Source organism: Streptomyces sp. NPDC002564 (assembly GCF_042889645.1).
GTDB lineage: Bacteria > Actinomycetota > Actinomycetes > Streptomycetales > Streptomycetaceae > Streptomyces.
The window spans coordinates 1-18,348 of sequence record NZ_JBIARE010000010.1 but is presented as its reverse complement, the minus strand read 5'-3'; the positions used below and the strand labels follow the sequence as shown (position 1 = coordinate 18,348).

Here is an 18,348-nt window from a genome sequence, read left to right as displayed (position 1 = left end):
GGCCGCGCACGCGCGACTCTTTGTGTGGGGGGTGCGGGCCCGGGGGCCCGCCGGTGCTCCGCGGGACGTCGAGGGCCGCTCTCCGGTGCCCGACGCGCACGGAGGGATCCCGCACGCGCGCATGCCGTGCGCCCTTCCCGGGTGGGGCCGGGAAGCACGTACGCATACGCCCTCGCAAGGGCCGGACGGCGGGGTGCGGCCGTCGGCGATCACGCAGCCCCCGACCCTACTCGGGCACCCGGGTGCCGGGGCAACAGCAACTCGGGCCCATGGGGCGGTCTGCGACCCAGATCACGGAAGCGGGACCCGGTGGACCGCGGTGGCTCGCGCCGGGGGTGCTCACCGGCGTGCGGGACTAGAGCGGCGCGTCCGGGTCGTGGGTGATCAGGTCGCCCGGCTGGCAGTCCAGGGCGTCGCAGATCTTCGACAGGGTCGAGAAGCGGACGGCCTTGGCGCGGCCGTTCTTGAGCACGGACAGGTTGACGACGGTGATCCCCACCCGGGCGGAGAGCTCGGTCAGGGTCATGCCGCGCGCGGCAAGGATCCGGTCCAAGTGGATCCGGATCCCGTGGAGTTCCTCTTCGGGCATCAGATGGTTCCCTCGAGGTCCTCTCTCATGCGCACACCCTCTCGCATGATGCCGCCCATGACCACCGCGGCGAGGCCGGCGAGGATGAGCGCCATCGGTCCGGTGGTCGTCGGCCCGGAGCCCACGATCGGCGCCATGCTCCCGACGAGCCAGGACTGCGACCAGCCGACGACGAGACCGGCGAGCGGCGTCCCCAGCGTGACGGTCCAGCCGAGGACGGTGAGCCGCCGCGCGACCTCGTGGGTGAACGGCCCCTGCTGCACCACGGCGTCCAGCAGCCGGGAGAAGAGCCACAGGGCCAGCGCGGCGAAGAGCAGCCAGGGCAGTTGCCCCCCGAGGTCGGCGGCGCGCTGCCCCACGGAGGGGTCGTCCTGGCAGAGCCGGGTGGCGCTGCCGGACGCCTCGACGCCCGTACCGACCGACAGGTCGTCCGCCAGCGGGGAGTTGGCCCAGAAGCCCGTCTCCACGCAGACCGCCCCGTCGTCCGTCATGTGCGTGATCGCCTTGCCGGCGAAGGCGAGCCCGCACAGGACCGCCACCGCGAGGCTCACCGTGGCGAGCATCCTCGTAAACCGCGTGTTCATCGCACTCCCACCCATCGACTTTCGATATGCCCACTCTAGAGGGGCATATCGATAATCGACAAGTCCGTGCCGTACGCCGCGCGCCGGGACCCCGCCCGCCCGCTCCCCTCTCAGCCCGACGATCCCGACGACTCCCCCGTCGCCCACTCCGCCCCCGCACTCCGCCGGGGCGCCCGCGCGGCCGTGAGGTAGTCGAGCGTGCCGGTCAGCTGGAGCAGCCGCTCCAGGCAGAGCGGGCGGTGGTTGATGCGCAGGGCGGCGCCGTGCGTATCCGTCACCCGGCGGATCATCAGCAGGGCGGCCAGACCCATCGAGTCGATGAACGTCAACTCGGCCACGTCCAGGTCCAGTTGCCGGGTCTCCGGGCCGCCCGCCCGGCTCCGGTCGAGCTGGTCCCGGACGATGGCGACGAGGCTCTCGGTCACTCCGTACTCCAGGCTGCCGCCCACGTGGACGGTCACGACGCCCTGGTGGAACTCGGCGTGCAGGGTGAGGCGGGAGGCGGGGCGGATCATGCGTTCTCTCCGGGGTTGGGGCTCGCCTGCCGAGCGCCGAGGGCATGGTGGGCGGATGCCAGCACGCGGGTCGCGCGCGGGAAGTCGGACAGCCTGCGGCCCAGCACGTCCAGGGCGAGGAGCAGGCTGTGGGCGGGGACGTGCCGTGCGGCGAGGATGTCCGCCGTCCAGTCGAGGAAGCTGGCGAAGAGCTCGTCGTCGTCCAAGTAGAGGGCCGTGGCGAGGTAGTCGGCGATGTGCGCGATGTCCTCGGCGGTGTGCTGGCGCTGCTGCGCCGTGTACCGGGCCATCGGGGGGAAGAGCCGCTCCAGTTCGACGAGCACCTCCTTGACGAGTTCGCCGCGGGTGCGCGCCACCATCGAGTACTCCTGGTCGATGAGGTGCGGCAGGTCGTCCACGGCCTGATGGAGCATCACCCTCGGCCGGTCCAGGCCGTGTTCGAGCAGCACGGCCGCGTCGCGCGCGTCGGCGGCCCAGGCGTCGGCGCCGAGGACCTCCGCGTAGCGCCCGCCGGGGCCGAAGGCCGCGCCGCCGACCAGGACCGGCATGCCGATGGCCTGGCAGGCGGTGAGCGCGGCGTGGGCGACGGGGAGGTTCGTCGGGATCGAGGAGGACAGCGCCACCGCGTCGGGCACGTGCTGGTGCAGATGGCGGACCAGGTGCGGGGTGGGCGTGTGGGCGCCGAGGAAGTCGACCTGCCAGCCCCGCAGCCGCAGCACCTCGGCGAGCAGCCGGGCCGGCAGGGCGTGCCACTCGCCGTCCACGCAGGCGATGGTGACGCGGCCGCGGTGCGGCGGCGCGGCGGGCAGGCCTGCGGTGAGCGTGATGACGCGTTCGTTGATGGCCGTGGCCGCGTGCTCCTGGGCGACGGTGATGCGGTTGGCCTGCCATTCGAGCCCGACCCGCCGCTGCACGGGGGCGATGAGGTCGAGCAGGACGCTCTCGTACGAGGTGCCCGCGTCGACCGCGGCCCGCACCGTGCGGGCGGCCGCGGTCTCGTCGCCGTCGCGCACGTCGTGCCAGAGCTGGGCGCGGACTGGGTTCAGGGCGTCCTGGGCGTCCTGGGCGGGAGGAGCGGTCATCCGGTGTACCTGCCTCGGGTGTGTCCGTCGACGGCGCTGAGGTGCTGGTGGCGCGGCACGGCTATGGCGACCACGGCCATGTCGTCGTGCGCGCCCCGGCCCACCCACTGCGTCGCCAGCATCTGCACCCGCTCGACGACGGCCTCGGCCACCATCCCGAAGCACTCCGAGAGCGCCCGTGACAGCCGCTCCTGCCCGAACATCTCCGTGCCCATCGGCCCGCCCGTCGCCTCCAGGATGCCGTCGCTGAACAGCAGGCACACCTCGCCCGGCTTGAGCCGGATGTGCGCCGTGGTCGACGTGACGTCGGGCAGGGCGCCGATCAGCGTGCCCTTCGTCTCGGCCTCGGTCACCGTGCCGTCCGCGCGGGCGATCAGCGGCTGCGGGTGGCCCGCGCTGGTGACGCGCAGGTCGACGCCGTTGCCGCGGCGCACCACGGAGGCCAGCGCGAGGGTGGCGAACCGGGTGTGCTCGTTCTGCAGCAGCGATTCGTTGAGCAGCCCGAGCAGCCGCTGGTGGTCGTCGCCCATCGAGCGCAGCGCCTGCACGGTGTTGCGGATCTTGCCGGTGAGCGCGGCCGCTTCCAGGCCCTTGCCGCAGACGTCGCCGAGGACGGCGAGCGTCTCGTCCTCCGAGCTCTGCCCCGCGTGCACGTCGTAGAAGTCGCCGCCGATCCGCTCGTCCGGGCCCGCGGCGATGTAGCCGCCCGCGAACTCCACGCCGTGCACCGCGTGCAGCGTGGGCGGCAGCAGGTCGCGCATCAGGGTGCGGGAGATGGAGCTCTGCTCGGCGTAGAGCCGGGCGGCGGAGACCGCGGCGCCGGCCCGGGCGGCGAAGATCCGCGCGAAGAGCTCCTCGGCCTCGGTGAACGCGCTGCGGTCGGTGGACCGCAGCAGCATCAGCACGCCCGCCGGCACGCCGTGGCCGGGCAGCGGGGTGATCACCACCGAGCAGACGGGGCCGGTGAAGTGCGCGGGCACGGCCCACTCCGGGAGCACGGAGGGGTCGATCCAGCGCGAGGGCACCGGCGGGAAGCCCTGCATCGCCTCGCTGAGTCCGGGCACCTCCGCCAGGTCCACGGTGAGGGTGGTGTGCGTGACCTCCCCGGCCGGGCCGGTGAAGGTCACCGGGTACACGTTGCCGCGGCCCGGTGCGATCACCAGGGCCGCGTCGCACAGGTGTCCTGCCGCCATGGTGGCCGTCACTTCCATGCAGCGCTCGACGTTGAGCGAGGCCAGTAATTGCTGGGAGACATCCGCGAGCAGTGCCGTGCGTCTGCGTTCCGCACGGAGTTCGTCCTCGGCGGCGCGGCGGTGCGTGTCCTCCGCGAGCCACCAGGCCCAGTGCCGGTCGTCGAGGCGGGCGGGGCGCGCCTCGAAGCTGCGCTCGCCGATCCCGCCGCGCACGACGTCCGGTTCCCGCCGGGTCTGCGCGGGCAGGGCGAGCCGGGAGCCGTCGTCGACCAGCCGGGCGTGCGCGTCGGCCAGCCACTTCGGTACGGCCTCGGCCAGCGGCATGCCGTGCGTGGCCCGCGGCAGCAGCAGCCCGCCGACCTCGTTCGTGGCGGCCACCCGGCCGCCGTCGTCGGCGACGAGCACGGGGTGCGGTGCGCCGGCCCATGCCTCGGCCAGGGCCGCCGGTGCGGCGCGGGTCGTCGCGTCGGCCTGTTTCGGTGCGGTCATGTCGTCCGGGCGCGCGGTGCGGGCCCCCACCCCCTTCCGGAGCGTCAGCGGGCGTGGGAAAACGGTCCCTCGTCAGCACCGGTGGAGGCAAACCATCGCCAGGAATCCACCCCATGGGGGAGGTTCTGCGCCGCTCAGCCCCATGTGTGCGCGAGCGTGCGCCAGATGTTCGAGCGGCGGCGGATCACCTCGGGGCAGCGGATCACCTCAGGGGCAGCGTCACGGTGATGAGCTTGCCGTCGCGCTCCAGGGTGATCGTGATCCCGGTGGCCAGTTGGTGGACGAGGGGCCAGCCGTAGCCGCCCTCGCCGCCCGCCCGGGCGCGCTGCTGGTCGACGGTCCGCCGGCGCGGCAGATCCGTCGACCGGTCGCCCACGGTCACCCGTATCTCCTCGGCCCGGGCGCCGACCTCGAAGCGGGTGACGCCGCCGCCGTGCCGCAGGGCGTTGGTGAGCAGTTCGGAGACGACGAGGAGGATGTCGGCCAGGGCGCGTTCGCCGACCGCGGTCCCGCAGTGGTCGGCGCGGGCCTGCAGGACGGCGACGACCTGCCCGCGCGCCTCGCTCGCCGTGGCCGGGAGCGGCGCGGCGGCGGGCAGCGTCGCCAGGGGCTCGCTCTCGCGCGGCCAGTCGGACGGTGCGTCGGGACTCACACGCAAGCCCCCCTCATCGGGCCGCAGACAAAGCCGTCTCGAGGTCCTCGGACAGGTCGAAGAATTCCGCGGTGCCCGTGACGTCGAACAGTCGGTGCACCACCGGCCGAAAAGGGCCGCACACCACCAACTGTTTACCGGTCGCCCTGTGTTGACGCTGGGACTCCAGGAGGACGTGCAGCACCGACGAGTCCGCGAAGTGCAGCCCCGAGAGGTCGAGCACCGTGCGCACCCGCGGTCCGAAGGGGGCGGACGGGTCCGCGGCGGCGCCCGACGCGCAGGCATCGGCCAGTGCCGTCTGCAGCTCGTCCACGTTGTCCGCGTCGAGCGAGCCCGCCGCGGCCACGACCGGGACCGGGCCGCGGTGCGTGACCGAGAGGTCCGCCGCGGTGTCGTGCCGTGTGCTCACACTGCTCTCCGGTCTCTCCGTCATGGGCAACTCCCTGGTCCGGGCGGCAGTGCGCCCGCGGTCGGCATTGGGTACCCGGGCGATTCTACGTACCCCCGACCTGCCCCCTTACGCCCTCACGTCAGGGCTCGCCCCTTCGAGAAGACCGTTCGGATCCGCCCCAGCGCGTCGGGATCCGCGAGCGGATCGCCGTCGACGAGGAGCAGGTCGGCCCGGAATCCCGGGGCGATCCGGCCGGTCACCGCGCCGAGCCCGAGGGCCTCGGCGGCGTGCCGGGTGGCCATGGCGAGGATCCGTTCGTGCGGGATGCCGAGGTGGGCGTAGAACGACAGTGCGCCGGGCAGCCCGTCGAAGCCGGTGCGCTGGACCCCGGCGTCGGTGCCGAGGATGATGTTCGCCCCCGCCTCCGCCATCCGCCGGACCTGGTCGAACATGGTCGCGGCGCGCTCCTCGCCGAACACCTTGGGCAGCAGGCGCCAGTGCGGGCTGACGGTCAGGCTGACCGCGATGCGCCGGTCGACGATGCGCCGGAGCACCTCGGGCCGCAGGTCGAAGCCGGTCTCGGTCATCCACGTGCAGTGTTCGAGGGTGTCGGCCCCGGCGTCGACGGCCGCGGCGATCGCGTCCGCGCCGTGGGCGTGCGCGGCCACGGGCAGCCCGGCGCGGTGCGCCTCGTCGACCAGGGCGTGCAGCTCCTCCGGCGTGAACTGGCTCTGCCAGCTGCGCGGGCCGTCCTTGGTCAGCCCGCCCCCGCTGGTCATGACCTTGATGACGGCGGCGCCCGCGGCGGCGTTGCGCCGGACCAGGTCGCGCACCTGGCGCTCGCCGCGGACCTCGCCGCCCAGGAAGTGGCAGTGCCCGCCGGGCGGCGTCGCGGGGGTGCCCGCGGCGAGGAGGTGCGGTCCCGCGAGGGCGCCGGACGCGGTCTCGGCGGCGACCCGCAGGGCCAGGCCGTTCCGGTCGCCGAGGTCGCGCGCCGTCGTGACGCCGGCCCGCAGCAGGTGCCGCGCGCGCTCGCGCATCCGGTCGAGGAGTACGTCGTCGGGCTCGTGGAGGCCGGCGACCGGGTCGGGGCCGCCGTCGAAGATCAGGTGGACGTGCGAGTCGACGAGGCCGGGCATGAGCGTGCCGGGGTGGAGGCGGCGCGGGACGCCGGGGTCCGTCAGGGCGTCGAGCTCCGCGGCGGGGCCGACGGCGGTGATCGCATCGCCCTCGACGAGCACGGCGCCGTTCTCCAGGAAGGTGTCCGTGTCCGTCAGGACCCGGTCCGCGATGATCAGCATGTCCCCATTGTCCCGCCCGCACGGCCCGTGGCGGCGGTGGTACGAAGCGGTGCCCGGGATGGGCTAGGATCGATCTTGCTTCCGCGGGCCGGACTTCCGGCCGGTGGACCGGCGTTGGTCGTCCAAGGAAAGACGCCCCGCTTCCTGCGGGGAAATGCAGGTGCAAGGCCTGCCCAGCGCTCCAGACAAGCCCTGGACTCCGTACGCGGACGTCCGGGGCTTCTGTCGTCCCCGGACGCATCGGCGGCCCGCCCGCACACAAGTCCCGGACGAACCCGGACAAATGGCCCGGCACAAAGATGTTCCGGCTCTCTCCGTCACAAGATCCCGCGCCGCGTGTCCAACCAGTCGTGACGTCCGACGGTCGGGCCCGAAGCGGTCACCGGCCCGTACGGGGGAACAGCCCGTACGAGGGAACAAGGGAACAAGACGGCGGCTTCCGTGCCGCCGACACGCAAGAAGGAGCACCCCGATGGAGAGTTCACCGCCCACCGTGCACGGCGTGCCCGCCCGGCTCCCGCACGGTCGCGGGGCAGGCTCCTCCCCCGCGTCCGCGACCGCGGCCGACGGCCCCGACACCCCCTCGCCGTGGGCCCTGCGCCGCGCCGCGCTGCGCCGCACCCCGGTGTCGATGTGGGACGACGACGTGTCGGACTGGGCGGCGGCACTGACGTACTACGCGATCCTCTCCCTGCTCCCGGCCATGCTGGTCACCGTCAGCCTGATCAGTCTGGTCAGCCCCTCCACCACCCAGACCCTCATCGCCGAGGTCACCGACTGGGCGCCCGCCGAGTCGGGCCGCTCACTGCACTCGGCGCTCACCGAGATGGCGGACGCACGCTCCGCCGCGCTGACCGTGGTGATCGCCGGCCTGGTCAGCGCGCTGTGGTCCGCCTCCAGCTACGCGGCCGTGTTCCGGCGGGCGCTGCACGCGATGCACGGCGTCGAGGACACCCGGCCGGCCTGGCGCAAGGCGCACCGCGTCCTGATGACCGCGGTGACGCTGCTCGCCCTGCTGGTCGCCAGCGCCCTGCTGCTCGTGCTCACCGGGTCGCTCGCGGGCAGCGTCGGGCGGCGCATCGGCCTCGGCGACGCGGGACAGACCGCCTGGGCCGTGCTGCGCTGGCCGGCCCTGCTCTGCCTGGTGGCGCTGCTCGTCCTGGTCCTCTTCCGCAACGCCCCGCCCGCGGCCCGCGACTGGCGCCACATCCTGCCCGGCGGGCTCCTCGCGTCCCTGTTGTGGCTGCTCTCCTCCGGCGTGTTCACGCTGTACGCGTCCGGGTTCGGCACGTACGGCAAGCTCTACGGCTCGCTCGCCGGGGTCGTCGTCTTCCTGGTGTGGCTGTGGGTGTCCAACCTGGCGCTGCTGGCCGGGGCCCAGTTCACCGTGGAGATGGACCGCGCGCGGGCCGCCGCGGGCTGAACCCCGGGCGGCGCGGGCCCCGTGGGCCGTTCGGGCGATACCCGACGCCCCGGGTGCGCGGGACGCATCAGTGCGCCGACTCCGGGTATCGGAGCGGGAACGGACGAGAGGCGGGCACGTGATGTACGCGTCGCAGGACGTGATCGAGCTGATCCTCAAGGACCACCGGATCGCGGGAGATCTGCTCCGGCAGTTGCGCGGCGGCATGGAGAGCGTCCGCCGCCACGCGCTGCACGAGTTCGCGGATCTGTACGTCGCCCATGTGCGGGCCGAGGAGGCCGAGGTCTACCCCGCACTCACACGGTACGAAGGCATCGACGGCCGCGCGATCGAACGCGGTGTCGCCGCCCACGAGGAGGGCGCCGAGGCGCTGCTCGACCTGTTCGAGGCACTGGCGGGATCCCCGCACACCTGGGACGCCAGACTCGACGAGCTCGCCGGATCGGTGACCGCCTACACCCGGGAGACGGAGACGACGCTCCTCGCGGACACCCGCGAGAGCGTCCCCAGCGCGGGCCGGTCACGGCTCGGCGCCGCTTTCGCCGACGAGCGGGGCCGACAGCTGCGGGCGCGCTGCGGCGACATCGACAACGTACGCCGCATCGTGCACGCCTGACCGCGCCCGCGGTCGGGGCAGCGGCCGGGGCCCTGCGGGGCACGGCCACGAGTGGGGACTCAGCATGGACACCACCCTGGAAGTACTGCTGGATCAGGTGCGGGAGAAAGGGGACTTCGCCAGTCGTCAGCAGGCGGCGGGCGCCGTCGAAAACGTCCTGGTCGTCCTCGGGGCCCACCTGGTCGGGGACGACCGCACCGACCTGGCGCGGCTGCTGCCCGAGCAGTGCGGGCCGCTCCTGGACGGCGCGGAGCCGGCCGGCGAGGCACTGACGCCCGTGCAGTTCGTCGACGCGGTGGCCACCCGGACGGGTGACGGCGCGCCCGGCGCGCGGCGCGCCGTCACCGCCGTGCTCGGCACGGTCGCCGAGGCGGTGGACGACGCGCTGCTGCGCCGCATCCTCACCCAGCTCCCCCCGGGGCACGCGGGCCTGTTCGGCCGCACCGATCCGACCTGAGCGTCGAGGCACAGCCTTTCTGGAGGGTTCGATGGCATGGACAGGCCGATCCAAAGCGATAGGTGGCACCGGGAGGGCCACCCGGACCGGCAGGACGACCCGGTCCGGCAGGACCGGTGGCGCCGGTGGCTCCACCGGCGCCAAGGGAGCATTCCGCTCCGGAACGGCGGGGCGGCGGCCCCGGGCGACCGCCCCGCCGCCCGCCGACGACGCGGCCCGGCGCGCGGCGCCGCTGCCCCCGCTGGCCCGCGTCACGATGATGCTGCTCGGCTTCGCGTGCATGGTCGGGTTCGCGGTGGTGCTCGCCCGGCTCACGCTGGAGCCGTCCGCGTCCTCCGAGGCGCTGACGCACAGCAACTTCACGCCGGGCGACTCGATCGGCGACTACCTGGCACAGCCCGCCTTCCGGGACACCGTCAAGCAGCTCGGCGGGAACATCCTGCTGGGCGTGCCGTTCGGGATGCTGCTGCCCGTGGTGCTCCCCCGCACCCGCGGCTTCATCCGGGTCGGTCTCGCCACGGCGCTGACCATGGTGCTCGTCGAGCTGGCGCAGGGCGCCTTCGTGACCGGACGCACCTTCGACATCGACGACGTCATCCTCAACACGTCGGGCGCCCTGCTGGGTTACCTGCTGCTCGGCCGCCGGCTGGGCCGGGCCGTGCATCCGCGGCGGCGGCACTGGTGGCACCGCTTCACCCGGCGGGACGCGGCCACCCGCGCCTGACGCGCGGGCGCCGCGGAGTGCCCCTCAGGGCACGGGCTGCTGCTGTGTGACGCAGTGGATGCCGCCGCCGCCCGCACCGAGCCGGTCGATGTTCAGCTGCTCGATCCTGCGGTCCGGGTACAGGCGGGAGAGGACGGACTTGGCCGCCGCGTCGGCGCGGGTGTCGCCGAAGTGGGCGCAGATCAGGGCGCCGTTGCAGAGGTAGAAGTTCGCGTACGAGGCCAGGAAGTCCGGGTTCGTGGAGCGGATGCGCGCGTAGTCGGGGCCCTGCAGCCGCAGGACGTCCATCGGCCGGCCCGCGGCGGTCGTCGCCGCGGTGAGGGCACGGTACTGGCGGCGGGCGTCCTCGGCGTACGCGTCGTCGTCCGAGGCCAGGGGCAGTTGGACGAGCGCCTCGCCCTCGGCGAGGAACCGTGAGGTGGCGTCGACGTGGTCGTCGGTGATGTCCTGTCCGTACACGCCCTCGAACCAGATGACCTTGGACGCGCCGTAGGCGTCCCGCATCGCTCCCTCCAGGCGGGCCTGGGTCATGCCGGGGTTCCTGTTGCGGTTGAGCAGGCTGCTGCGGGTCGCCATCAGCGTGCCCGCGCCGTCCTGTTCGACGGCGCCGCCCTCACCGACGAACGCGGCGCGGGTGAAGGGCACACCGACGTGGGCGGCGATGCGTTCGGCGACCCGTGCGTCCTTGGCGTGGGTCTGTTTGCCGCCCCAGCCGTTGAAGTTGAGGCCGACCGCGTCGAGTCCGCCGGTGCCGTCGGTGCGGAAGACCGGGCCGGTGTCGCGCGTCCAGCAGTCGTCGACGGGGATCGAGTCGATGACCGTGACCGACGTCCCGCACTGCGAGCGGGCCTTGGCCGCGCTCGCCGGGTTGGCGCACATGACGACCGGTTCGTACCGGGCGACGGTCCGCGCGATCAGCGCGATGTCGGCCTGCACCCCGGCGAGGCTCCCGCCGTTCCAGATCGCCGTGCTGTCCGGCCACGTCATCCAGGTACGGGTGTGGCGGACGTCCTCGACCGGGACGCGGAAGGCGGCGGCCCCGGGGGCGCGGCCCGGCCGGGCGGCGGCGCTGTCCCGGCCGGCCACGGCGAGGGCGGCGCCGACGGCGGTCGCTCCCGCGGCCGCGAGGAATCCGCGTCTGCCGGTCCGCGGTGCCGTGTGCGCGCGGGTGGTGGGATCGTTCACTTGGTGCCTCCTGGTGTCGGTGTCGTGCGGTCTTCTCTTCTGTGGTGGTGACGGGTTGTGGACGGGGTGACGAGTCGTGGTGGCGAGCTGATGGTTCGTCAGAGGGCCCTGCGGGCGGCCGCGATGCGTTCGGGGTCCCAGCCCGGGCGCGGCACGGAGTCCATGAGCAGGCGCGTGTACGGGTGGCTCGGTCCGTCGAGCACGTCGGCGGTGGCGCCCGACTCGACGACGCGGCCGTGCCGCATGACGATCACGTCGTCGGTGACGCACCGGACCACGCCGAGGTCGTGGGTGATGAAGAGGTAGCCGATCGCCGTCTCCTCGCGGATGTCGGCGAGGAGGTTGAGGATCTGGGCCTGGACGGAGACGTCCAGGGCGGCCACCGCCTCGTCGAGGACGAGGACGGCGGGTTCCACGGCGAGGGCGCGGGCGATGGCGACGCGCTGGCGCTGGCCGCCGGAGAGCTGTCCGGGCCGGGCGTCGGCGGCCCGGGTCCCGAGCCCCACCCGGTCCAGGAGTTCGCGCACCCGCGGTGCCGGGTCGCGGCGCGGGAAGTGCAGGCGCAGCGTCTCGCGCAGCACCGCGTCGACGCTGGTGCGCGGGTCGAGGGAGAGATACGGGTCCTGGAAGACCATCTGCACCTCGCGGGCGCGGGCCAGCCGCCGGGCGCGCCCGCGCACCGCGGCGGGCCGGGGCACCCCGCCCACCAGGACCTCCCCGGCGTCGGCCCGGTCCAGGCCGACGACGATGCGGGCGGTGGTGGTCTTGCCGGAGCCCGACTCGCCGACGATGCCGAGCGAGCCGCCCTCCGGCAGGACGAAGGAGACGCCGTCGACGGCTCGTACGGCGCCGAAGGAGCGGGTGAGACCGTCGGCCCGGAGGGCGGGCGCGGGCTTCGGAGGGGAGGCGGGCGGGGCCGTCGGCTCAGGCATCGGCGGCGCTCCTTTCGGGATGGTCGCCGTGGTGGCAGGCGGCCCGGTGGCCGGGCTCCGCGGAGGCCGGGCGGAGCACGGGCTCCCGGGTGTCGCACACCTCCGTGGCCAGCGGGCAGCGCGCGGCGAACGGGCAGCCGGTCAGCGGGGTGCGCAGGTCGGGCGGCTGTCCTTCGATGGCGGCGAGCCGCCCCACGGGTGCGTCCGGGCGGGGTGTGGAGGAGAGCAGGGCCGCCGTGTACGGGTGGCCGGGGCGGGCGAACAGGGCGTGCGCGGGGCCGCTCTCCACGATCCGCCCCGCGTACATCACGTAGACGCGGTCGCTGATCGTCGCGGCCAGGTCGAGGTCGTGGGTGACGAACAGCAGGGCCGTGCCGAAGCGTTCCTGGAGCCGTCGCAGGAGGGCTATGACCTCGGCCTGGGTGGTGACGTCGAGGGCGGTGGTCGGCTCGTCGGCGAGCAGCAGCGCCGGGTCGCCCATCAGCGCGGCCGCGATCATGACGCGTTGCAGCATGCCGCCGGAGACCTGGCTCGGGTACGCGCGCAGGACCGCCTCGTCGACGCCGACCTCGGCGAGGAGTCCGGTCGCGCGGGCGGTGGCCGCCGCCCGGTCCCGCGCCCCGCCCGGCACGGCGCTCTCGGTGAGGAAGTCGCCGATGCGGCGCAGGGGGTTGAGGGCCGCGCGCGGGTCCTGGAAGATCATCGCGGCGGTGCCGGTCCGCAGGGCGCGCAGCCGTTCGGCGTCCATGGTCAGGACGTCGTCGCCGGCGACGCGCACCGTGCCCGAGGTGCGCGCTCCGGACGGCAGCAGGCGCAGGGCGCTGCGTGAGGTGAGGGTCTTGCCGGAGCCGGACTCGCCGACGAGGGCGACGGTCTCCCCGGCGGTGACGGTCAGGTCGACGCCGTCGAGGACGGGTCGGGCGGTGCCGGGCAGCGTCATGCGCAGCCCGCGGATGTCGAGGGTGCGGCCCGTCGTGGCGGGCGGGGGCGCCGGGGCGGACGGGGTGCGGGCGGTGGACGGAGTCATCGGTCTCTCCTGGCGACGCGGTCGGCCCACCGTTCGCCGACCACGTTGAACGCGACGACGGTCAGCACGATGAGGACACAGGGCAGCACCGCCGAGAGCGGGTAGCCGCGCTGGACGGCGGTCTGGCCGTCGAAGACCATGCGGCCCCAGTCGGGGGTGAGCGGGGGCACGCCGAGCCCGAGGAAGGAGAGCCCGGCCAGGTCCATGAGCGCGTAGCCGAAGTTGATGGTGGCCTGGGCGAGGACGACGGGGGCGATGTTGGGCAGGACGTGGCGCAGGCAGATCTGCGCGGCCGAGTGGCCCTGGACGCGGTAGGCGCTCACGTAGGGGCGGGCGCGTTCGGCCAGGACGAGGGAGCGGGTCAAGCGGCTGACGTAGGGCAGGTAGGCGATGCCGAGGGCGAGGACCGGGGCGAGCAGCCCTTCGCCGTACACGGAGATGACGAGGATCGCGAGGAGGAGGCCGGGGAAGGCGAAGACGACCTCGGTGCTGCGGGAGAGCAGCGAGTCGAGGCGTCCGCCGCGCCAGGCCGCCGTGGTGCCGACGGCGACGCCGGCCAGCGTGGAGAGGACGACGACGCCGAGCGGCCCGAGCAGCGAGGTGCGGGCGCCCAGGAGCAGCCGGGAGAAGGTGTCGCGGCCCGCGGTGTCCACGCCGAACGGGTGCGCGGCGGAGGGGCCGGCGAGGGCGTCGCCGAGGTCGACGGCGTTCGGGTCGTGGGGCACGAGCCAGGGGGCGAGCAGCGCGGCGGTGACGGTCAGCGCGACGAAGCCGAGACAGGCGAGGTGGAGCGGCGGTCCCGCGGCCCGCAGGCGGGCGAGGCCGGGGCGGCGGGTGAGGACGGCGGTCATGCGGCGGACCCCCTGGTGCCGAGGGTGATCCGGGGGTCGACGAGCGGCAGCAGCAGGTCGACGACCAGGTTCACCGTCATGAACAGGGCCACGATCAGCAGGGAGATGGCCTGGACGGTCGGGAAGTCCTTGGTGGTGGTGGCCAGTTCGAGGAGCTGGCCGATGCCGCCGACGCTGAAGGCGGTCTCCACGAGGATCGTGCAGACGAGCAGCGTGGAGACGACGAGGCCGCCGGTGGTCAGGACGGTGCCGAGGGAGTTGCGGAACACGTGGCGGCGGATGACGTGGCGTTCGGGCACGCCCCTGCTGCGGGCCACGGTGACGTGCTCGCCGTCGAGCGCGTCGAGCATCGCCGAGCGGGTGACCCGGGCGAGCATGCCGATCAGGTAGAGGGCGAGCGCGACGGCGGGCAGCGTCAGGTGCCACACCTGGTCCAGGAGCCCGTCGCCCGCGCCGCCGCTGGGGAACCAGCCGAGGCGGACGGCGAAGAGACCCTGGAGCAGGACGGCCGCGACGAACGAGGGGGTGCCGACGGCGAGGGTGGTGACGAGGAGGACGGCGGAGTCGGTGCGCCCGCCGCGTACGGCGGCGAGCCGGCCGAGGAGGAGCCCGACGACCACGACGACGGTCAGCGCCATCAGGATCAGCAGGAGCGTGGTGGGCAGCCGGTCCGCGAGGAGCCGGGACACGTCGGTGCGGTAGGTGATGGACCGCCCGAAGTCGCCCCGCAGGACGCCGCCGAGCCAGTCGAGGTAGCGGACGGCGAACGGATCGTCCAGGTGGTACTGGGAGTTGATCGACGCGACGGCCTCGGGTGAGGCCGAGCGGCCCGAGAGGAGGAAGCTCGCGGGGCTGCCCGGCGCCAGATACATCGCGCCGAAGACCACGAACGACGCGGCGAGCAGGGTGGCGGCCATCTCGGCGACCCGCCGCGCGGCGAATCTGAGGAACGTCATCGCGCGGCCCCCACGTCGGCGGCCCACGGGTGGTACATGTACGAGATGCTCGTCGGGGCGCCCGTGATGCGGTCGTTGAGGAACACCGCGGTGGGCCACTCGGCGACCGGGATCCAGGGCAGTTGGCGGGCGGCGCGCCGCTGGAGGCGCGCCTCGACCGCCAGGCGCTCGCGCGGGTCGTCCAGCGTGGTGGCGCGGTCGACGAGCCGGTCGTACACCGGGTCGCGGTGCCCGGCGAAGTTCAGGTAGGCGCCGCTCCTGAAGTTCGTGAGGACGTCGAGCGGGTCGGTGATCGAGCCGTAGTAGGTGAGCGGGAACATGTCGATGCCCTTGCGGGCGCCGGGGTCGGTGAACAGCGCCGTGAACGCGTTGGGTGCGATGGACTTGAGCCGGATGTCGAGGCCGATGCGGGTTCCGGCGTCCTGTACGGCGGTGGCGAGGAGCGAGACGTCCTGGCCGATGGAGCTGGTGGCGACGGTCAGGGTCCGGCCGGTGGCGCCGGCCTTTTTCACGAGTGCCTTCGCCCGTGCGATGTCGGGCCTGCCGGGGCGCAGGCCCGCGAAGGCGCGTTTTCTGGTCCGCTCCGGCGCACCGGCCCAGGTGGCGCGCGTGGTGGGCGAGCCGGTGGGGGTGCCGGCGCCGCCGAGGCCGACCTGCACGAAACCGGAACGGTCGAGCGCCAGGGAGAGGGCGCGCCGCACGCGCAGGTCGCCGAGCGCGCCCCGCAGGTTTGTGACGGCGACGTTGACGGTGCTCAGGCCCTCGCCGAAGTAGAGCTTGCCGACGCCGCTGCCGCGCAGCCGGTCGTAGCTCTCGGTCGGGATCAGATAGCCGCCGTCGGCCTCGCCGCTCAGCAGGGCGTTGGTGCGGGCCGACGCGTCGGGCAGGAAGCGGAAGACGACCTTGCCGGATTTGGCGCGCCTGCCCCAGTAGCCGTCGAAGCGGTCGAGTTCGATGGACTGGCCCTTGTGCCAGGTGCCGAGCTCGAACGGTCCGGTGCAGGCGAGTCCGCCGGAGGTGCCGTAGTCCTTGCCCGCCGCCTCGACGCCGGCCTTGGAGGCGACCACTCCGGCGGCGCTCGCCATGTACTGGGGGAACTGCGAGTCGGGCTTCTTGAGCCGCACGGTGACCTGGAGCGGTCCGGTCCTGCGCACCGAGGTCACGTTCTGGAACACCTGGGCCCAGGCCGCGGCGTTGTCCGGGTCGCGCTGGCGTTCCAGGCTGTACACGACGTCGTCGGCGCCCATCGTGCCGCCGCTGTGGAAGCGCACTCCCGCGCGCAGGTCGTAGACCCAGGTGGTGGGGTCGGGGTGGGTGGTCCTGCGGGCGAGTCCCGGGGCGGTGGTGAGCTCGGGCGTCCAGCGCAGCAGGCTCTCGCAGACGTTGGAGAGGACCATGTTCTGCGGGTAGTCGAAAGCCACGGTGTAGTCGAGCGTGGGCGGTTCGGCGTACAGGGCCCAGGTGAAGGAGTCGATGTCGCCCTTGGGCCGCGGGGTGGCGGCCGAGAGGTCGAAGGGGGTGCCGGAGCCGTTCCTCGGTGGTCCCGCGCAGGCCGCCAGGGCGGCGAGGACGGCGAGCGCGGCGGCGGATCTGCGGTGGCGGCGGCGCCCGCGGCGCGCGGCACGCCGTGCGGGCGAGGCGGTCGGTGACGAGGTCGGTGACGTGGTCATGGTCGCTCACCCGTCCGTCACGCGGTGGGGCGTGCGGCGGGGATCTGCTGGGTGATGCAGTGCACTCCCCCGCCGCCGTACGCGACGGCGGCGGCCCGCACCCCGACGACCTTGCGGTCCGGGTGGGCGGCGGCGAGCACGGCCAGCGCCGCCTCGTCCTCGGGCAGCCCGGCGACCGGCACGACCACACCGCCGTTGGCGAGGTAGTGGTTGAGGTAGGACACCTCGACCTCCTCGCCCGCCACCCGGGTGAAGACGGTCTGCGGGAGGTCGACGATCTCCAGCGGGCGGCCCTGCGCGTCGGTGGTGACCTCCAGGACGGCCCGGTTGGCGCGCATCCGGGCGTGGTCGGGGTGGGCCGGGTCGGCGGGCAGCGAGACGACGACCTTGCCGGGCGCGACGAACGCGCAGACGCCGTCGACGTGTCCGTCCGTCTCGGTGTCGAGCAGACCGCCGTAGGGCAGCCACACGACCTTGGTGACGCCGAGGCGACTCTTCAGCTCGGCCTCTATCTCCTGGCGGCTCATGCCCGGGTTGCGGTTGGGGTGCAGCAGGCACTGTTCGGTGGTGATCAGCGTGCCCTCGCCGTCGACGGTGACCGATCCGCCCTCCAGGATCATGTCGGAGGCGATGCGCTCGACGCCGAGCCGGTCGAGCAGCAGTCCGCTGATCCGGTCGTCGGCGTCGTACGGGTGGTGCTTGCCGCCCCAGGCGTTGAACCGGAAGTCGACGCCGGCGCGGCGGCCGTCCCCGTCGAGGACGAACAGCGGCGCCGAGTCGCGGAACCACGAGTCGTCCAGCGGGAGTTCGATCACCTCGACGCCGTCGCCGCAGTGGGCGCGGGCGTCGGCCGCGTGGCCGGGCGGGGCGACCATGGTGACGGGCTCGAACTCGGCGATGGCGCGGGCGACGTCCGCGTACTCGCCCTTCACCTGGTCGAGCACGCTGTCCCACAGGTCGGCGCGGGTGGGCCAGGCCATCAGGCAGCCCTCGTGCTCGGACCATTCGGCGGGCATACGGAAGACGGTCATGAGGGTCTCTCTTCGTGCGGAAGGGATGGGAAAGGGTGGGGGGGGAAGGGGGGAAGCGGGGGGAAGGGGGGAAGCGGGGGCCGACCCGGTGGCCGGCCGGTCCTGGACGCCGTGCGTCACAGGAAGTAGAGGCGGCTCAGGGATACGGAGTCGGCGGGCCCGGAGCGGACCGGGTCGCCGTCGAGCGTGACCAGGCCGGTGCGGGCGTCCACCTGGACGTCCCCGAGGCGGGTGTTGCCGATCATGTCGGCGGGGCCGATGCCGCGGGTGCCGCGGACGGCGACCCGGCGGCGCCGGGTGGTCATGGTGTCGTTGCCCTGGTCGAGGGCGGCCTGCGCGACGAACGCCACCGAGATGTCGGCCGGCACGGCACCGTGCCCCCCGAACAACGGGCCCAGCACGAGGGGTTCGCAGTGGTCGGTCGCCGCGTTGGGGTCACCCGTCACGCCGTAGGCCGGCACTCCTGACTTGAGGACCATCTGCGGTTTGGCGCCGAAGTACTGGGGACGCCACAGGACGATGTCGGCGAGCTTGCCGACCTCCAGAGAACCGACCTCATGGGCCAGACCGTGCGCAAGAGCCGGATTGATCGTCAGCTTCGCCATGTACCGCAGCACCCGCGCATTGTCGTCCCGCGGCCCGTCCCCCTCCATCGGACCCAGCTCGGCCTTCATCTTCCC

At 73.7% G+C, this 18,348-nt stretch carries 20 protein-coding genes; 4 read left to right on the top strand and 16 right to left on the bottom strand.

Annotated features, from left to right (window positions below):
- Positions 1 to 355: 355 nt before the first annotated feature.
- The 8 genes from ACFYXE_RS29640 to ACFYXE_RS29605 all read right to left on the bottom strand — a co-directional run bounded on the left by ACFYXE_RS29640 (position 356) and on the right by ACFYXE_RS29605 (position 6,796).
- Positions 356 to 589, bottom strand: coding sequence for a helix-turn-helix domain-containing protein (locus ACFYXE_RS29640; protein WP_389317697.1), 234 nt, complete (start codon positions 587 to 589; stop codon positions 356 to 358).
- Positions 589 to 1,173 carry a DUF2975 domain-containing protein gene (locus tag ACFYXE_RS29635; RefSeq protein WP_389317694.1) on the bottom strand — a complete coding sequence of 195 codons (585 nt, stop codon included), beginning with the start codon at positions 1,171 to 1,173 and terminating at the stop codon, positions 589 to 591. Before ACFYXE_RS29635 ends, ACFYXE_RS29640 begins: the two co-directional genes overlap by 1 nt.
- A gap of 110 nt (positions 1,174 to 1,283) precedes the next feature.
- Positions 1,284 to 1,688: an STAS domain-containing protein gene (locus ACFYXE_RS29630; RefSeq protein WP_389317691.1), complete on the bottom strand. Its 405-nt coding sequence runs from the start codon at positions 1,686 to 1,688 to the stop codon at positions 1,284 to 1,286.
- The gene (locus tag ACFYXE_RS29625) at positions 1,685 to 2,770 is read right to left on the bottom strand and encodes a B12-binding domain-containing protein (protein ID WP_389317688.1); all 1,086 of its coding nucleotides are present in this window, start codon (positions 2,768 to 2,770) and stop codon (positions 1,685 to 1,687) included. Before ACFYXE_RS29625 ends, ACFYXE_RS29630 begins: the two co-directional genes overlap by 4 nt.
- Positions 2,767 to 4,452: a PP2C family protein-serine/threonine phosphatase gene (locus ACFYXE_RS29620; protein ID WP_389317685.1), complete on the bottom strand. Its 1,686-nt coding sequence runs from the start codon at positions 4,450 to 4,452 to the stop codon at positions 2,767 to 2,769. The genes ACFYXE_RS29625 and ACFYXE_RS29620 overlap by 4 nt, the downstream gene beginning before the upstream one ends.
- A 202-nt stretch (positions 4,453 to 4,654) precedes the next feature.
- On the bottom strand, positions 4,655 to 5,104 hold the full coding sequence (locus tag ACFYXE_RS29615; protein WP_389317682.1) for an ATP-binding protein: 450 nt from the start codon (positions 5,102 to 5,104) through the stop codon (positions 4,655 to 4,657).
- Between the two features lie 13 nt (positions 5,105 to 5,117).
- Positions 5,118 to 5,537, bottom strand: coding sequence for an STAS domain-containing protein (locus tag ACFYXE_RS29610; protein ID WP_361176476.1), 420 nt, complete (start codon positions 5,535 to 5,537; stop codon positions 5,118 to 5,120).
- Between the two features lie 92 nt (positions 5,538 to 5,629).
- Positions 5,630 to 6,796: an amidohydrolase family protein gene (locus ACFYXE_RS29605; RefSeq protein WP_389317677.1), complete on the bottom strand. Its 1,167-nt coding sequence runs from the start codon at positions 6,794 to 6,796 to the stop codon at positions 5,630 to 5,632.
- Positions 6,797 to 7,268: 472 nt separating this feature from the next.
- Between ACFYXE_RS29605 and ACFYXE_RS29600 the strand changes: the two genes are divergently transcribed.
- The 4 genes from ACFYXE_RS29600 to ACFYXE_RS29585 all read left to right on the top strand — a co-directional run bounded on the left by ACFYXE_RS29600 (position 7,269) and on the right by ACFYXE_RS29585 (position 10,016).
- On the top strand, positions 7,269 to 8,219 hold the full coding sequence (locus ACFYXE_RS29600; RefSeq protein ID WP_389317674.1) for a YihY/virulence factor BrkB family protein: 951 nt from the start codon (positions 7,269 to 7,271) through the stop codon (positions 8,217 to 8,219).
- A 121-nt stretch (positions 8,220 to 8,340) separates the two neighbouring features.
- Positions 8,341 to 8,835, top strand: a complete 495-nt coding sequence (locus ACFYXE_RS29595) for a hemerythrin domain-containing protein (protein ID WP_361176470.1) — start codon at positions 8,341 to 8,343, stop codon at positions 8,833 to 8,835.
- 64 nt (positions 8,836 to 8,899) lie between these two features.
- Positions 8,900 to 9,292, top strand: a complete 393-nt coding sequence (locus ACFYXE_RS29590; RefSeq protein WP_361176468.1) for a DUF2267 domain-containing protein — start codon at positions 8,900 to 8,902, stop codon at positions 9,290 to 9,292.
- Between the two features lie 31 nt (positions 9,293 to 9,323).
- Positions 9,324 to 10,016, top strand: a complete 693-nt coding sequence (locus ACFYXE_RS29585; protein ID WP_389317669.1) for a VanZ family protein — start codon at positions 9,324 to 9,326, stop codon at positions 10,014 to 10,016.
- Between the two features lie 24 nt (positions 10,017 to 10,040).
- Here the strand turns inward: ACFYXE_RS29585 and ACFYXE_RS29580 are convergent, their stop codons facing one another.
- From ACFYXE_RS29580 to ACFYXE_RS29545, 8 genes are all read right to left on the bottom strand, one after another.
- Complete coding sequence (locus ACFYXE_RS29580; RefSeq protein ID WP_389317666.1) at positions 10,041 to 11,201, bottom strand: agmatine/peptidylarginine deiminase; 1,161 nt, start codon at positions 11,199 to 11,201, stop codon at positions 10,041 to 10,043.
- A gap of 98 nt (positions 11,202 to 11,299) precedes the next feature.
- Complete coding sequence (locus tag ACFYXE_RS29575; RefSeq protein ID WP_389317663.1) at positions 11,300 to 12,133, bottom strand: ABC transporter ATP-binding protein; 834 nt, start codon at positions 12,131 to 12,133, stop codon at positions 11,300 to 11,302.
- Positions 12,126 to 13,160: an ABC transporter ATP-binding protein gene (locus ACFYXE_RS29570; protein WP_389317659.1), complete on the bottom strand. Its 1,035-nt coding sequence runs from the start codon at positions 13,158 to 13,160 to the stop codon at positions 12,126 to 12,128. Before ACFYXE_RS29570 ends, ACFYXE_RS29575 begins: the two co-directional genes overlap by 8 nt.
- Complete coding sequence (locus tag ACFYXE_RS29565; RefSeq protein WP_389317655.1) at positions 13,157 to 14,011, bottom strand: ABC transporter permease; 855 nt, start codon at positions 14,009 to 14,011, stop codon at positions 13,157 to 13,159. The genes ACFYXE_RS29570 and ACFYXE_RS29565 overlap by 4 nt, the downstream gene beginning before the upstream one ends.
- Positions 14,008 to 14,967, bottom strand: coding sequence for an ABC transporter permease (locus ACFYXE_RS29560; protein WP_389317652.1), 960 nt, complete (start codon positions 14,965 to 14,967; stop codon positions 14,008 to 14,010). The genes ACFYXE_RS29565 and ACFYXE_RS29560 overlap by 4 nt, the downstream gene beginning before the upstream one ends.
- Positions 14,964 to 16,637, bottom strand: coding sequence for an ABC transporter substrate-binding protein (locus ACFYXE_RS29555; protein WP_389317649.1), 1,674 nt, complete (start codon positions 16,635 to 16,637; stop codon positions 14,964 to 14,966). Before ACFYXE_RS29555 ends, ACFYXE_RS29560 begins: the two co-directional genes overlap by 4 nt.
- Positions 16,638 to 16,654: 17 nt before the next feature.
- A complete protein-coding gene (locus tag ACFYXE_RS29550) occupies positions 16,655 to 17,668 on the bottom strand; it encodes an agmatine/peptidylarginine deiminase (RefSeq protein ID WP_389317646.1) in 1,014 nt (337 codons plus the stop codon).
- Positions 17,669 to 17,784: 116 nt separating this feature from the next.
- On the bottom strand, positions 17,785 to 18,348 hold a 564-nt coding region (locus tag ACFYXE_RS29545; protein ID WP_389317643.1), incomplete at its 5' end, for an amidohydrolase family protein.